Annotated in this window: 15 protein-coding genes; 14 read left to right on the plus strand and 1 reads right to left on the minus strand. The window is 52.9% G+C overall.

Annotation, left to right across the window (positions count from 1 at the left end; genetic code table 11):
• Window positions 1–3060, minus strand: coding sequence for a ribonuclease E (gene rne, locus IDSA_RS03515; protein WP_034774246.1), 3060 nt, complete (start codon window positions 3058–3060; stop codon window positions 1–3).
• 537 nt (window positions 3061–3597) lie between these two features.
• Here rne and IDSA_RS03520 point away from each other — a divergent pair.
• From IDSA_RS03520 to tmk, 14 genes are all read left to right on the plus strand, one after another.
• Window positions 3598–5340 carry a hypothetical protein gene (locus IDSA_RS03520; RefSeq protein ID WP_034774249.1) on the plus strand — a complete coding sequence of 581 codons (1743 nt, stop codon included), beginning with the start codon at window positions 3598–3600 and terminating at the stop codon, window positions 5338–5340.
• Window positions 5341–5383: 43 nt separating this feature from the next.
• Window positions 5384–6346 carry a 23S rRNA pseudouridine(955/2504/2580) synthase RluC gene (gene rluC, locus IDSA_RS03525; protein ID WP_034774251.1) on the plus strand — a complete coding sequence of 321 codons (963 nt, stop codon included), beginning with the start codon at window positions 5384–5386 and terminating at the stop codon, window positions 6344–6346.
• Complete coding sequence (locus IDSA_RS03530; RefSeq protein ID WP_034774256.1) at window positions 6343–6984, plus strand: HAD family hydrolase; 642 nt, start codon at window positions 6343–6345, stop codon at window positions 6982–6984. Before rluC ends, IDSA_RS03530 begins: the two co-directional genes overlap by 4 nt.
• Before the next feature lie 15 nt (window positions 6985–6999).
• Window positions 7000–7605 carry a Maf family protein gene (locus tag IDSA_RS03535; protein WP_034774260.1) on the plus strand — a complete coding sequence of 202 codons (606 nt, stop codon included), beginning with the start codon at window positions 7000–7002 and terminating at the stop codon, window positions 7603–7605.
• 68 nt (window positions 7606–7673) lie between these two features.
• Window positions 7674–8198: a 23S rRNA accumulation protein YceD gene (yceD, locus tag IDSA_RS03540; protein WP_034774262.1), complete on the plus strand. Its 525-nt coding sequence runs from the start codon at window positions 7674–7676 to the stop codon at window positions 8196–8198.
• Between the two features lie 19 nt (window positions 8199–8217).
• Window positions 8218–8388 carry a 50S ribosomal protein L32 gene (rpmF, locus tag IDSA_RS11975; protein WP_084694024.1) on the plus strand — a complete coding sequence of 57 codons (171 nt, stop codon included), beginning with the start codon at window positions 8218–8220 and terminating at the stop codon, window positions 8386–8388.
• A gap of 22 nt (window positions 8389–8410) precedes the next feature.
• Window positions 8411–9436: a phosphate acyltransferase PlsX gene (plsX, locus tag IDSA_RS03545; protein ID WP_034774265.1), complete on the plus strand. Its 1026-nt coding sequence runs from the start codon at window positions 8411–8413 to the stop codon at window positions 9434–9436.
• Window positions 9437–9445: 9 nt separating this feature from the next.
• Window positions 9446–10405, plus strand: a complete 960-nt coding sequence (locus IDSA_RS03550) for a beta-ketoacyl-ACP synthase III (protein ID WP_034774268.1) — start codon at window positions 9446–9448, stop codon at window positions 10403–10405.
• Between the two features lie 13 nt (window positions 10406–10418).
• Complete coding sequence (gene fabD / locus IDSA_RS03555) at window positions 10419–11342, plus strand: ACP S-malonyltransferase (RefSeq protein ID WP_034774270.1); 924 nt, start codon at window positions 10419–10421, stop codon at window positions 11340–11342.
• Complete coding sequence (fabG, locus tag IDSA_RS03560) at window positions 11339–12079, plus strand: 3-oxoacyl-ACP reductase FabG (protein ID WP_034774273.1); 741 nt, start codon at window positions 11339–11341, stop codon at window positions 12077–12079. The genes fabD and fabG overlap by 4 nt, the downstream gene beginning before the upstream one ends.
• A gap of 132 nt (window positions 12080–12211) precedes the next feature.
• Complete coding sequence (gene acpP / locus IDSA_RS03565) at window positions 12212–12451, plus strand: acyl carrier protein (RefSeq protein ID WP_034774275.1); 240 nt, start codon at window positions 12212–12214, stop codon at window positions 12449–12451.
• Window positions 12452–12500: 49 nt separating this feature from the next.
• Window positions 12501–13292: an aminodeoxychorismate lyase gene (gene pabC / locus IDSA_RS03570; RefSeq protein WP_051986038.1), complete on the plus strand. Its 792-nt coding sequence runs from the start codon at window positions 12501–12503 to the stop codon at window positions 13290–13292.
• Window positions 13265–14284: an endolytic transglycosylase MltG gene (gene mltG / locus IDSA_RS03575; RefSeq protein ID WP_034774277.1), complete on the plus strand. Its 1020-nt coding sequence runs from the start codon at window positions 13265–13267 to the stop codon at window positions 14282–14284. Before pabC ends, mltG begins: the two co-directional genes overlap by 28 nt.
• The gene (gene tmk / locus IDSA_RS03580; protein WP_034774279.1) at window positions 14281–14901 is read left to right on the plus strand and encodes a dTMP kinase; all 621 of its coding nucleotides are present in this window, start codon (window positions 14281–14283) and stop codon (window positions 14899–14901) included. The genes mltG and tmk overlap by 4 nt, the downstream gene beginning before the upstream one ends.
• Window positions 14902–14906: the final 5 nt, after the last annotated feature.

Below are 14906 nucleotides of genomic sequence, written 5' to 3' on the forward strand. Positions count from 1 at the left end.
TCAGTCGCACTTAGTCATTTCCGCGCTGACTACTGAACGGGCATGCTGCAGACCAGAGCTGCGCTCTGATTTAGCAGGGGCAGGCCGCTTGCTGTTGTCAGCCGCCGGCAAGGCTTTAAATTCACTGCCGCGTGGTTCTGGTACAGCCTTGGCCATAGGAGCAGAAACGCCGGTAGCAGTTTTCGCCTTAGCCTTCGCTTTAGCCTTGGGCTTCGCCTTTGGCTCTGCTTTGGCCGGCTTGGCCGCTGGTTCCGGCTTCGCTGCAACTTCAGGCTTCGCTTCTGGCTCAGCTTTTACTTCCGGCTGGGCTTCAGCCTTTGGTTCTGGCTGTGCTTCAGTCTTTGGTTCCGCTTCGGCCTTCGGCTCTGCTTCGGCTTTCGGTTCCGCCTTCGGTTCCGCTTTCGGTTCCGTTATGGGCGCTTCAGCCGGCTGAACCGCTTCTACTTCAGCTTCGGGCGCAGCTGGTTCCGCTGTTACCTCAGGCTTAGCAGTCACTTCTTTCTGTTCAGTGGTTTCAGCTGTGTCTGTGCTTTCAGCAGTTGCAGCAGTTTCAGACGCTTGCGTTTCGGCTGTTTCTGCTTCCTGCTCAGCTTTACGGCGCTGTCCCGCGGCACGCTGATGACGCGGTGAACGGCGACTACGGTTACGCGTTGGCTTGGCTTCGGTCACTTCAGTATCGGCCGCCGGAGTTCCGGTACTTTCGGCTGCGGTAGTTTCCGTTGGCGTAGTTTCTGGTGCAGCCGTGTCAGATACAGCGACTTCGTCCTCTTTCTTCACCGGGCTTGAAGACTTCTCAGCAGCGATCATATCGGCAGCAGCCTGCATGCGCGGATCAACTTTACGGCCGGATGACGCTTGTGGTTTGGCGGCTTCAGGTTCGGCAGCTGTGGTTGCTGCCGGCTCTTTTGCCAATTCAGTGCCAATTCGCACGGACTGCTCAAGTTTGCGACGCTGACGACGCTGCTTGGGCTGTGCTGGCTTACGCTCAGCAGCAGCTTCCTGAGCTGGCTCCTGGGCTGCGGCCTGATCCGGTGCCTTATCGGCGGCTTTTTCAGGTGCTTTCTGCTGCTGGTCACCACGCGCAGGGCGCTGACGACCACGGCCACCGCGACGGCTGCCGCGTTGTTCTTTCTGACTATCGTCAGTAGCAGCTTTACTATCAGACGGTGCTGCTGCTTTGCCGGTTGCAGCTGACTCATCATCACGCGGGCGTCCACGGCCACCACGACGGCGGTTAGCGCCACCACGAGTACCTTGCGGACGACGTTGCTGGCTGCCCCGACGTTGCTGTTCACGTTCTTTCTCTTCACGTGCCTTGGTTTCAGCAGCGCTTGGCTTTTCTTCACCGAACACGCTACCCAGCCATTTAAACATGCGACCAACAAGAGAAGGCTCAGCTGCTTTGGGGGTTCCCTTAAAGGCTACTTCGCGAGCTTCAGCTGGTGCTGGTATCGGTGCCGGCGCAGCAGGCGCCTGCAGACCTTTCAGTGCTGGTTCTTCAAAAGCTGGCTTATCACGGTTAAGCACGACTTCAGTGCTGGTATCTTCAGGGCGTTCGATCAGGGTGAAGCTGTGAGCCTCTTCCTGTTCATCTGAACGCAGACGCTTCACATCGAAGTGTGGTGTATCCAGGTGCGGATTGGCAATAACCAGCAAAGAAACGGAATGGCGCTTTTCGATATCGACGATGGCGTTGCGTTTCTCGTTAAGTAAGTAGGTTGCAACCGTTACCGGCACCTGAGCCTGCACCTGCAGAGTATTGTCTTTCAGTGCTTCTTCTTCAATCAGGCGCAGAATAGACAGCGCCAGCGACTCAGAAGAACGAATCGTGCCATGGCCGCTACAGCGCGGACATACATTATTTGATGACTCACCCAGTGACGGGCGTAACCGCTGGCGGGACATTTCCAGCAGGCCAAAGCGTGAAATACGGGCAACCTGAATGCGCGCGCGATCCTGTTTCAGGCTATCGCGCAGACGATTTTCAACTTCACGCTGATGACGAACCGGGGTCATATCGATGAAATCGATAACCACCAGGCCGCCAACATCACGCAGGCGCAACTGGCGAGCGATTTCTTCGGCTGCTTCCAGGTTGGTCTGATAGGCGGTTTCTTCAATATCGCCGCCTTTGGTAGCGCGCGACGAGTTGATGTCGATTGAAGTCAGTGCTTCAGTGGGATCGATAACAATAGAGCCACCTGATGGCAGGCGAACCTCACGTTGAAATGCCGACTCAATCTGGCTTTCGATCTGGTAATGGTTAAACAGGGGAACATCGCCCTGATACATTTTAACCTTGTTTAAAAAGTCAGGACGGATCAGGCTAACGTGCTCGCGAACCTGGTCATAAATCTTTTGGTTATCGATCATGACCTCGCCGATATCGCGGCGCAGGTAGTCACGGATGGCACGGAATACGACGTTACTTTCCTGGTGGATAAGGAACGGAGCAGGGCGCTCTTTGGCGGCTTTTTCAATGGCCTGCCAATGATGGATCAGAACGTTCAGATCCCAATCAAGTTCTTCGGTTGATTTACCCACGCCAGCGGTGCGGACAATCAGACCCATTTCGTCAGGGACATTCAGTTCGCTCAGGGCTTCTTTCAGGTCGGTGCGTTCATCACCTTCAATGCGACGGGAAATACCACCAGCACGCGGGTTATTCGGCATTAATACCAGATAGCTGCCGGCCAGCGAGATAAAGGTCGTTAACGCTGCGCCTTTCTGGCCGCGTTCTTCTTTATCGATCTGAACAATAACTTCCTGGCCTTCTTTGACCACGTCACGAATATTCGGGCGGCCTGAGAAGGTATAGCCAGACGGGAAGTAAGTTTTGGCGATTTCTTTGAGGGGCAGAAAACCGTGCCGGTCGGCACCGTAATCAACAAAGGCGGCTTCTAAACTGGGTTCGATACGAGTGATTTTGCCTTTATAGATATTGGCTTTTTTCTGCTCGTGCCCGGGGCTTTCGATATCAAGGTCGTACAGGCGCTGCCCGTCGACCAGTGCAACACGCAATTCTTCCTGTTGCGTGGCATTAATTAACATTCTTTTCATTTGTTGTGACTCTTAATAATTTAGCCACAACACAGCACGAAAGGCTTATAGCCGTCGCGATTCCGAGTTCTAATTGTGATCTGTCATAGCGCTTTCGCAGCGGGGACTGACACCCCCCGTTAACTGTAACGTGAGGCTTGCAATTGGTTTCCAAGCCGAAACGCGCTTGTGAATACTCTTCGTGCTATGCCGTAGCATTAGCTCTGCTAATTGTGATTTGATTATCTGGCGGTTGGGTTATGCTAAAACCGACGTTGGTTCCGTGCCATCAGGATCTCGACGGTAATAGTCGTATCCTGAGGTGGAGGGTCGTTGTCAGCCCAAGGCGCTCAAATCACGCGAATTTTTTACAATATATCAACGTGTTACCACGTACCGCGCTCTATCAACCGGTGCGGTATTTTTCCGGCAAATAATTATCCCACATAAGCCCCCCTTATTACAAGATCTATGCGGTTGCTTGTGTCCGGATTAAGGCTTAGATACACTATTTTTACAATAATAATTCCAAACGGATAATTCCTAACGGAGAGAACAATGCGTAACGCCCTTATTGCCGCCGCCGTGGTCGCTGCCGGAGCCATTGGCTATTTTGCCTGGACCGCGACTGATAGCCGTATTGATATGCCTGAACTGGCTTATGTACCGGCAGACACAGCTCTGTTGTCCGTACAAATCAAGCCCATTGATATACCGACTTATCTGGCGACTGTGGGCATGATGCCGGCAGAAAGTGTCAGTAAGACGCGCGCTAATCTTGAGCAGGCACGGAGCGAATTAGCGATCGATGAAGCACAGCCGGCAGGCTTCGCATTCAGTCTGTTCGATCAGTTTCTGAGCGCGCTTGAACAACCTGAGCAGTTCAGTGAGCTTACCGGCCTGAGCGCCAAAAGTCGCAGTCTCATCTATATGGTTGGTATAGCTCCGGTGATGCGACTGCAGGTGAGCGATGAAGCGCAGTTCTGGGCCATGTTTGATGCCGCCGAGCAGGACAGCGGGTATAGCCACCAGCAAGATACGCTCGAAGGCCAAAGCTATCGCCGCTATGCGCTGGTCACAGAAAGTAATGATGAAGTACAAATCGATTTGCTGGTGCGCGTCGAAGGGTCGTGGGCCACGCTGACTTTGGATAGTAGTAGCCTGACTGCAGAGGGACTACGTACGCGGCTTGCGCTAAGCGAACCAGCGGATAACCTGCGCGCGACCAATAAGGTGGGTGAACTGATTGATTATTATGATTTGCATACCGATGCCGTCGGTTATCTCAGTTCAGCCGTTATTGCCGCAGCCTTCACTGATCCCGAGAGCAACCGGCTGGGGCGCGATTTGAACAAAATTAGTAAAGGTGAGTTGGTGGCTGATCGTTCAGACTGGCAAACACCGGCTTGTCAGCAGGATATGGCCGGTATTACCGAACGTTGGCCGGGCCTGGTCTTTGATGCAAGCATTGAGCAAAATGCCGCGGGCGGGGCGCGGGTAAGCAGCAATCTGTTGCTACCGACCAGCGACAAAGAGGCAATTGCTAATCTGCAGGGGCTACGTGGATTTATCCCGTCCAGCCTGAACGGCAAGTTTACTGACGCTATTGCGTACCTGGCGTTAGGTTCGGACATCGGGCAGCTGGCCCCTAATATGAGCAAGTTATGGGTTGGGGTTGCCGATGCGGAATACAGCTGCCTGCCGTTAGTACATATGCAGCAGGAAATGAAGCAAAGAAATCCGTTGGCGGCGCTCGCGGTTACCACTATGGGGCACGGTTTGCAGGGCGCGGCATTAATACTTAATGAACTGGACCTGGCCGCGCTGCAGGCTGGTAACGCAACTGCCGGCCTGGACGCAGTGGTTAGCCTCGCCGCCAGCGACATTGAAGCCGTTTATAATGTCATCCAGGCGTCGCTGCCGTCGTTGATGAATACCAAGCTTCCGGAAGTTGGTGAAGCAACGGATATTACGCAGACTGTGGTCATGCTGGGTGGTGTTCCGGGGCAGTACCATTTGCGGCGCGGTGAGAACCAACTGCTGATTCATACGCAAGGGCGGGCGGAAAGCCAGGCCATGACGATCGCTGCTGAACCACTGACGAAAAATGGTATTTTTGCGGTCGGCCTGAATTACGAAAAACTCTTCGCAATGCTGGCCGAGGCAATGGCTGCTTCAGGTGAGGAACTTCCCGATGAACTGGCGGGGATAATGACCTGGGATATGAATCTGGCCTTTACCGTGGATGTTAAGGATCACGGTCTGATAATGACCACCGAAATGCAGGTCAACAACCCGTAAAAGTTGCAGCAAAGGGCGCAGGTTTAATGATAAACTTGCGCCCATGACTGAGACATCATCCCCCCAACAAGTAAGTTTCCATACCGTTGCCGCGGATTACGCTGGCCAGCGCATCGATAACTATTTGCTCGCGCAATTAAAAGGCGTGCCTAAATCTCTGGTATACCGGATTGTGCGCAAGGGTGAAGTGCGGGTAAATAAAAAACGCGTTAAACCTGACTACAAACTCCAGCCCGGTGATCTGGTGCGGATTCCGCCAGTGCGGGTTGCTGAGCCTAACGCACTACCATCGGCCAAATTGGATCGGGTACAGGCTTTGCAGGATCAGATCCTGTACGAAGATGACGTACTTATGGTGCTGAACAAACCATCAGGGCTGGCCGTGCACGGCGGATCTGGTCTGCAGTTTGGCCTGATCGAAAGCTTGCGGGCATTGCGGCCCGATGCTAACCATCTGGAACTGGTCCACCGACTGGATCGCGAAACCAGCGGTTGTATTCTGATTTCCAAACGCCGCTCGGCACTGCGTAGCCTGCACGAACAGCTGCGCGAGAAGACCATGGATAAGCAGTATCTTGCATTAGTACGGGGGCAGTGGCAGCCGCACGTTAAGTTTGTGGCGGCACCGTTACAGAAAAATACGCTGCAATCGGGTGAGCGCATGGTGCGGGTTGATGCAGAAGGGAAGGTTGCTGAAACCCGTTTCAGGATGCTCGAGAGCTATTCGCAGTGTTGCCTGGTTGAAGCATCGCCGATTACCGGGCGGACTCATCAAATCCGGGTTCATGCGCTGCATGCCGGGCATCCGATCGCGCAGGACCCTAAATACGGCGACGAAGAATTCAGCCAGGCCATGGCGCAGTTAGGGCTGCATCGGTTATTTCTGCATGCCCATAAACTGGTATTCGCACATCCGCAGACGGGTGAGAAGCTTACCGTAAACGCGCCGCTGGACAATGAGTTGCGGGCCACCTTAAAACGGCTGGGTAGTAAGAAATTCTCATGAAGTATCCGCTGATCATATTCGATTGGGACGGCACGCTGATGGACTCCGTCGGGCGTATTGTTTCGTCTATGCAGCAAACCGCCAGACAACTCAAGTTACCGGTACCAACTGAACACGCGGTGCGGGACATTATCGGGATCAGCCTGAATCCAGCGATTGAACGACTCTTTGGTCAGCTGGACGTGTCTCAGTACGACCAGTTTATGAGCTGTTACCGACAGTGCTATGTGGTTGATGATCCAACCCCCAGCCCGCTATTTCACAAGGCCCATGATGTGCTTGCTGAACTGCGTCAACGCGGTCACCGGTTAGCGGTTGCCACCGGCAAGGCCCGGCATGGTCTGGAGCGGGTCTGGGATGAATCGCAAAGCCGCCATTACTTTGATTTTTCGCGCTGCGCCGATGAAGCTGAATCCAAACCCAGCCCGAAGATGCTGCAGGATATCCTGACTGAGGCCGGCGTGAATGCTGATCAGGCAGTGATGGTAGGCGACTCGGTGCATGATATGAAGATGGCCGAAAACCTGGGGATGGCCAGAATTGGGGTAAGCTTTGGTGCACACGATCGACAACGGCTTAGTACCCATCAACCGTTGGCCGTTATCGATCGGCTTAGCGACCTGTTACAGCACGTTTAATTAGAAGGACGGTTTATGACAGCACTGGTATTAGCATCAACCTCACCCTTTCGCCGCGAACTATTAAGCAAAGTGATTGCTGATTTTCATTGTGCCGCGCCTCATGTGGATGAAACGCAATTGCCGGGGGAGAGCGCCCGACAACTGGTTGAGCGGCTGGCTATAGCGAAAGCGCAGGCGTTAAAAGCGGATTATCCGGAGCACATTCTGATCGGGTCGGATCAGGTCGCCATTATTGCGGGACAGGACGGCGATATACTGGGGAAGCCCGGGAATAAAACCAATGCAATTGCACAGTTGCAGCGTTGCAATGGCCAGCGGGTAACCTTTCTGACCGGGCTGGCAGTCTATCATTCGGGTCGTGACGAACTGCAGCACCTGGTGGAACCTTTTCATGTGCAGTTTCGCCAGCTGAGCGCGACAGAGATAGAAGGTTATGTCAGCCTCGAGCAGCCCTATAATTGCGCGGGTAGTTTCAAAAGCGAAGGCTTAGGTATCAGCTTGTTTGAGCGGCTTGAAGGAGATGATCCGAACAGCCTCATCGGCCTGCCGGTAATTCAGCTACTTACTATGCTGCGAAAGTGGGGTGTAAACCCGTTAATTGCCGCACCCGGAGATTAAGCGCAAGCGTACTAAAAATGCGAAAATCACTTGTTTTCAGGGTGGGAATCCATTAACATTCGCGCCCTATGCAAAAGGTTCGAGTGCCGGTTACGGCAGATCCGGTTAAAAGTGCCGGTAAACAGTTGAGTTATCTCGGATTAGTTCCGGGAGCAGCCCTTGTCCGTTTACAAGACTTACTCGTTGAACCTTGTCCGGATGTTGATGTGAGCGTACATTTCGATGTAGACCCACAGGATATCAAACACCTGAAAGGGCAGGCTTCAGTTGAAGTAGTTGTTGCTTGTGAGCGTTGTGGCGATGCAATGCGTTTACTCTTGCTTACTGACTTCGCTTATGCGCCAGTCACCAAGCGGCAAAAGGCCACCGATATGCCAGAGCAGTACGAGCCGGTTGAGTTAGATGAGCTTGGTGAAGTAAATCTGCACCAGTTGATTGAAGACGAACTGATATTAGCGATGCCAGTTGTTGCAAAACACGATGAGCGCGAATGTCGAATAGATAGTAATGCAATGCAGTGGGGCAAAATTGATACTGCCTCAGAAACAAAGGAAAATCCTTTTGCTGTGTTGCAGGAATTAAAGCGCAAATAAACTTAGGAGATAGCGTAAGATGGCTGTACAAAAGAGTAAGAAAAGTCGTTCACGTCGCGATATGCGTCGTTCTCACGATTCACTGAGCGGCCCTACACTGTCGGTTGATTCTACCTCTGGTGAAACGCATCGTCGTCACCACGTAACAGCTGACGGTTTCTACAAAGGCCGTAAAGTCGTTAGCCAGTAAGCCGGAAACTGGAAGTGAGGCTATGGCCGCACTGACACTGGCACTGGATGCAATGGGGGGCGATCACGGCCCCTCAGTTGTTATTGGCGCGCTTAAACAGGCGCTAAATTCTGTTTCTGACACCCACTTTATTGTGGTTGGCGATGAGACTGAACTTACCGAACTGCTCACCAAAGCTAATCTTTTAGATCACCCCCGGATCACCCTGAAGCACGCCAGCCAGACTGTCACTATGACAGACAAGCCCGGCTATTCGCTTCGTGCTAAGCCGGATTCCTCAATGCGCGTGGCGTTGGAACTGGTTGCCGATGGCAGCGCCGATGCCTGTGTTAGTGCCGGCAATACCGGCGCCTTGATGACCAAGGCGTACTTCACCCTGAAAACCTTGCCCGGCGTACTGCGCCCGGCGTTGATGTCAGCCATTCCACAGGCGCGGGGCGGCTCGGCGTTTATCCTTGATCTTGGTGCTAATCCGGTGTGCGACTCAGATACCTTGTTCCAGTTTGGTATTATGGGCTCGGTGGCGGCGCAGCAGGTTCTGAACATTGACCGGCCGCGGGTAGCGCTGCTTAATATGGGATCCGAGGAAATTAAGGGTAATGATGTGGTGAAGACCGCTGCCCAGCTGTTACAGCAATCTCCTCAGGTTAATTATATAGGCTTTATCGAAGGCGATGATCTCTTTGCCGGTAAGGCTGATGTGATTGTCTGCGATGGTTTTGTCGGCAATATCGCGCTGAAAAGTTGTGAAGGGCTGGCTGAACTTCTGTTAGACAATATCCGCACCAATATTCACGCCCACTGGCTGACTCGCTGGTTTGTAAAACTATTTTACCGTCGTCTGCAGAAGAGTTGGGACTGGCTGAAGCCCGACCACTACAACGGCGCGAGTCTGATAGGATTACGGGGAGTCGTTATCAAAAGCCATGGCGATGCCAACGAACGCGCTTTTCTGAGCGCCATTGAGCAAGCCCTGGAAGAGACTCAACAGCACCTCCCGTCGCGTATCCGCGATCGGGTGGAAGACGTTCTTCTGGAGCAGGAATAAAATACTATTATGCAAGCAATGATTGCAGGCACTGGCCACTATCTACCGGCTCAGCGTCTGACCAATGCCATGCTCGAACAACGTGTTGATACAACCCATGACTGGATCGTAGAACGAACCGGTATCCTTGAACGGCGGATTGCCACTGCTGCTGAAAACGCCGCGACTATGGGCGCCGCTGCTGCCCGGCAGGCCTTACTGGCCGCCAATGTACAAGCCAATGACCTGGACCTGATCGTGGTGGCCACCACCTCTGGTGATCGGGCGTTCCCCAGCGTTGCCTGTGAGATTCAGGCCAGTCTTACCGATACCGATGTACCCGCCTTTGACGTTGCCGCAGCCTGTTCAGGCTTTATTTTTGCGTTAAGCGTAGCCGATCAGTATATCCGCAGTGGCACCTATCGTAACGTGCTGGTGGTGGGTACCGACGTGCTTTCGCGCTTATGTGCCCCCGATGATCGTAATACCCTGGTGTTATTTGGTGATGGCGCCGGCGCTGTGGTGCTGCAGGCTACTGATAAACCGGGTATTATCTCTACGCATTTGCATAGTGCCGGAGAGTTTGCCAACTTGTTAGGGGTAAATCATTTATCCCGTAACCAGCCTGAACAGCTCAGTGAAGCCTGGATGTATATGAAGGGTAACGAAGTATTCAAGGTGGCGGTGAGCAAACTGAGCTCACTGGTGGTGGAAACCTTGGCGGCGAACAAGATGACGCCTGAGGATCTCGACTGGCTGGTGCCACATCAGGCTAATTTACGGATTATTAAAGCCACGGCGAAAAAATTAAAAATGTCGATGGATCAGGTTGTTACAACATTAAGTTATACCGGCAACACGTCCGCGGCATCGGTACCTATCGCACTGGATGTTGCGGTGCGGGACGGCCGTATCAGCCGTGGCCAGAAATTATTGCTGGAGGCCTTTGGTGGTGGTTTTGCCTGGGGCTCGGCGTTGATTGAATATTAAGAAGGACAGATTCATGCGTGCATATGTTTTTCCCGGACAAGGCTCTCAAGCTGTTGGCATGTTAGCTGACGTTGCTGAGGCTTATCCGATTGTTGAAAAGACTTTTGCCGAGGCCAGTGACGTGCTGGGCTATGACCTCTGGCAGCTGGTACAGGATGGGCCCGCGGAGGATCTGAATGAAACGCAGCGGACTCAGCCCGCGTTGTTAGCCGCCAGTGTCGCGCTGTACCGGGTTGCTCAGCAGGCCGGACACGGCGAACCTGACTATTTGGCTGGCCACAGTCTGGGTGAGTATTCGGCCCTGGTCTGTGCTGGTGCGCTTAGTTTCACTGATGCCATAACGCTGGTGGCCAAACGCGGCAAGTTTATGCAGACTGCGGTCCCTGCGGGTGTTGGCGCGATGGCTGCGGTTATTGGCCTGGACGATGATGTAGTGATTAAGGTCTGTGCTGAACAGGCGGATGATGACGTTGTCGAGGCGGTGAATTTTAATTCGCCCGGACAAGTGGTCATCGCCGGCCACGTTAAGGCCGTTGAGCGGGCAGGTGATGCCTTAAAAGAGGCCGGTGCCAAACGCGTGCTGCCGTTACCCGTCAGCGTTCCATCGCATTGTGCACTGATGCATCCGGCGGCGGAACAGCTTAAGCTGGAACTGGCCAAAGTGGCGATTCAGAGCCCCCGCATGCCGGTTATTAATAATGTCGATGTGGCGGCGCCAACGGATCCTGAACAGATTCGCGACGCACTCATCCGGCAGCTTTATTCGCCAGTACGCTGGACCGAAACCGTAAAAAAACTGGTTGCCGATGGCGTAACTCACATCTATGAAGTAGGGCCTGGTAAAGTGCTGACCGGTCTTAATAAGCGCATCGATAAAACGATTGAAGGCGAGGCGCTGAATACTACTGAATCATTAACAGCGAAGGATTCTCTATGACGACTTCTATGCAAGGACAAGTTGCTCTGGTTACCGGTGCCAGCCGCGGCATCGGTAAAGCTATCGCGCTGCAGTTGGCAGAGCAGGGCGTAACGGTGATTGGAACGGCCACCACTGAAAAAGGTGCGGACGCGATTTCCGGCTATTTGTCGGGTAAAGGCGAAGGGATTGCCCTGAACGTAACTCAGGAAGACAGCATAAACGCCGCGCTGAAACACATTGATGAAACTTATGGTCAGCTCGATATTCTGGTCAATAATGCCGGTGTTACCAAAGACAACCTGCTGATGCGAATGAAAGATGAAGAGTGGGATACAGTCATGGACACCAACCTCAAATCTGTTTACCGTTTAAGCAAGGGCGTGATGCGCGGCATGATGAAGCGCCGTAGCGGCCGCATCATCAATATTTCGTCGGTCGTCGGCACTACCGGTAACCCGGGGCAGGCCAACTATTGCGCGGCTAAGGCCGGATTGGTCGGGTTTACCAAAGCCCTGGCCAAAGAAATAGCAGCGCGTGGTATTACCGTAAACTGCGTGTCGCCGGGCTTTATTGATACGGATATGACGAAATCGCTGACAGAAGACCAGAAGCAGGCTATCTTTGCTAATATTCCTGCGTCGCGTCTGGGGCAGCCGGAAGAAATAGCAGCAGCAGTGGTATTCCTGGCGTCGCCCGGGGCTGCTTATATTACTGGTGAAACAATCCATGTAAATGGTGGGATGGCGATGGTGTAAGGAAAAAGCAATGCCGCAATAAGGGGTATGACCTCTGGGGTTAATACCAATTTTTGCTTTATTAATGGCGTTGCATTCACTACACTAAGCGCAAATCTGAACTCGTGACCTAAATTAAGGGACCTATATACAATGAGTACTATCGAAGAACGCGTAAAGAAAATCATTATTGAACAACTGGGTGTTAAAGAAGAAGAAGTGAAGCCAGAAGCTTCTTTTGAAAACGACCTGGGTGCAGACTCACTGGATACGGTTGAGTTGGTAATGGCGCTGGAAGAAGAGTTTGAAACTGAAATTCCAGATGAAGAAGCCGAAAAAATTAAAACCGTGCAATCTGCTATCGATTACGTGACGAATCACGCAAACGACTAAGCAGTAGCTATACGGTGAGGAGGCGGAATGAAAATTCCGCCTTTTTTCTATGTGGGTTAACGGTAAACCAGTTAAATCATCCCAGTTAGACCGCGGCCTGCAATTCGGCGATGGGCATTTTACCACGCTGACTATTGAACAGGGTCGGATAAGATGGTGGTCATCACACTGGCACCGTTTACAAGATGCCGCCCGGCAGCTTAACAGCCAACTCCCCGATGAATCTGCCGTACGTGAATTACTCCTTGATATTGCCAGTTCACAACCTGATGCTGTTGTTAAAATCATTATTACCAGAGGCTATGGTAGTCGCGGCTATCGCGTAACAGGTGAACCCGGCTGTAACTGGTATGTGACCACAGCGGTACTGTCAGCGCGCGACACTACAGCACTGAGCACGGATTTCGCTGAATTCCGGCTGGCCTGCCAACCACACTTTGCCGGTCTGAAGACACTTAACCGGCTCGAACAGGTCATGTTAAGTCAGGAACGCACCCGACGAGGCCTGGACGAACTGATTGTGCTTGATAACCGTAATACCGTGGTCGAAGCTATTAGCAGCAATATTTTCTGGCGGGTTGGAAGCCAGTGGTATACGCCCTGGCTTAATCAGGCTGGCGTGGCTGGTATCGTCCGCCAACGGTTACTGGCTGATAATGTGCTGGGGCAGGTGCAAGTTTGTGCCAGCGGCCCGGGCGATATAAGTTCTGCGGAGCAGGTCTTTCTATGTAACTGTGTTCTGGGGTTGCGCCCTGTAGCCACCATAGGTCATCATAGAATGACAGAGTCATTTTTGCCTGAGGCGGTTCAGCAGTGGTGGTTAGCATCAAAGGATTCCTGATTAGTCTGATCATTTTAGCCCTCATCGGCGCCGCCGTGGTGGTGGCCGGATCGCAGTGGTTACTGCAGCAACCTCTTAAAGGCCTGCAACAGCCGCTATTGCTGGAAGTTGAACGTGGTACGCACACCCGCAGTATTCTGACGAAACTCAACGAGCAAAATCTCATCGCTGATATCTCCCTGGCGTATTTTGCCAGCCGTTTGTGGCGGCAGGGCGAGCGTATTCAGGCGGGCGTCTATCAGCTCCAGCCGGGTATCAGCTTGCAACAATTGTGGAGCAAACTGAAGCGTGGTGAGCAATATCAGTTTCAGGTGACGCTCGTTGAAGGACAAACCTTTGCGCAATGGCTGCACCGGTTGCAGCAGCAACCCTATTTGCAGGTGACAACCCGTGGCCTGAGCGAAGCTGAGTTGCTGGCGGCGGTGACCGGCACGGACACCTTCAGGTCAATGGAAGGGCTGCTGGCACCAGATACTTATAGTTATCAGGCTTACACCGACGATATCCTGTTATTGCGGCAGGCCTATCAGGAACAGCAGCGGCTGCTGGACAAGTACTGGCGTGAACGGGATCCTGAGCTGCCCTATACAAGCCCATATGAAATGCTTATTATGGCCTCCATTATAGAGAAAGAAACAGGTCACACCGGTGAACGGCCGCTGGTCAGTTCAGTCTTTGTCAATCGCCTGAAACTGGGGATGCGGCTGCAGTCTGACCCGACCACGATTTATGGTATCCCTGATTTTGACGGGAATCTGACACGTGCCCACCTGCGCGAGCAGACCGCCTATAACACTTATCGGATTAGTGGCTTACCGCCGACCCCAATAGCCATGCCAGGGGCAGCCAGTATCCGGGCAACAGCGCACCCGGCTACCAGTGACTACTTGTATTTTGTTGCTGACGGCTCAGGCGGTCATGTATTCTCAAAAACGCTTGAAGAACATAATAGAGCGGTAAACCGCTATCAACGGAAACAAACCAATCCATGAACGGAAAATTCATCGTTGTCGAAGGCCTCGAGGGTGCAGGTAAAAGCTCTGCGATTGCCTCTATAACCGGTCATCTGCAGGCAAAAGGTATTTCCGTGGTGAACGTACGCGAGCCCGGTGGTACGCCCCTCGCTGAGAATTTGCGTGAGCTGGTCAAACGGGACTGGGATGAACGCCTTACCGCAGAAACTGAATTGTTGCTGATGTATGCCAGTCGCTCACAGTTGGTCGAGAATGTTATCCGACCGGCGTTGGCGCAAGGCGCCTGGGTACTGGCGGATCGCCATGATCTGTCATCGCGCGCCTATCAGGGCGGCGGCCGGCAGCTCGGTGACGAAAAGCTCCAGCAACTAAAACAACTGGTATTAGGTGATTTTAATCCTGATCTGACGCTGATTCTGGATGTAAGCCCTGAAATCGGCTTAGAACGGGCACGTCAACGTGGGCAGCTGGACCGGATTGAACAGGAAAACCTGGAGTTTTTTGAGCGTACCCGCCGTCGTTATCTCGAGATAGCTGCAAGCGAGCCCCGTATCGAAGTTATCAATGCTGAGGCAAGCCTGAAAAGGGTTCACCAGGATCTGCTACAGTGTGTGGAAAACCAGTTATTTACATGAATCTA

Source organism: Pseudidiomarina salinarum (genome assembly GCF_000753715.1).
Taxonomy (GTDB): Bacteria; Pseudomonadota; Gammaproteobacteria; order Enterobacterales; family Alteromonadaceae; genus Pseudidiomarina; species Pseudidiomarina salinarum.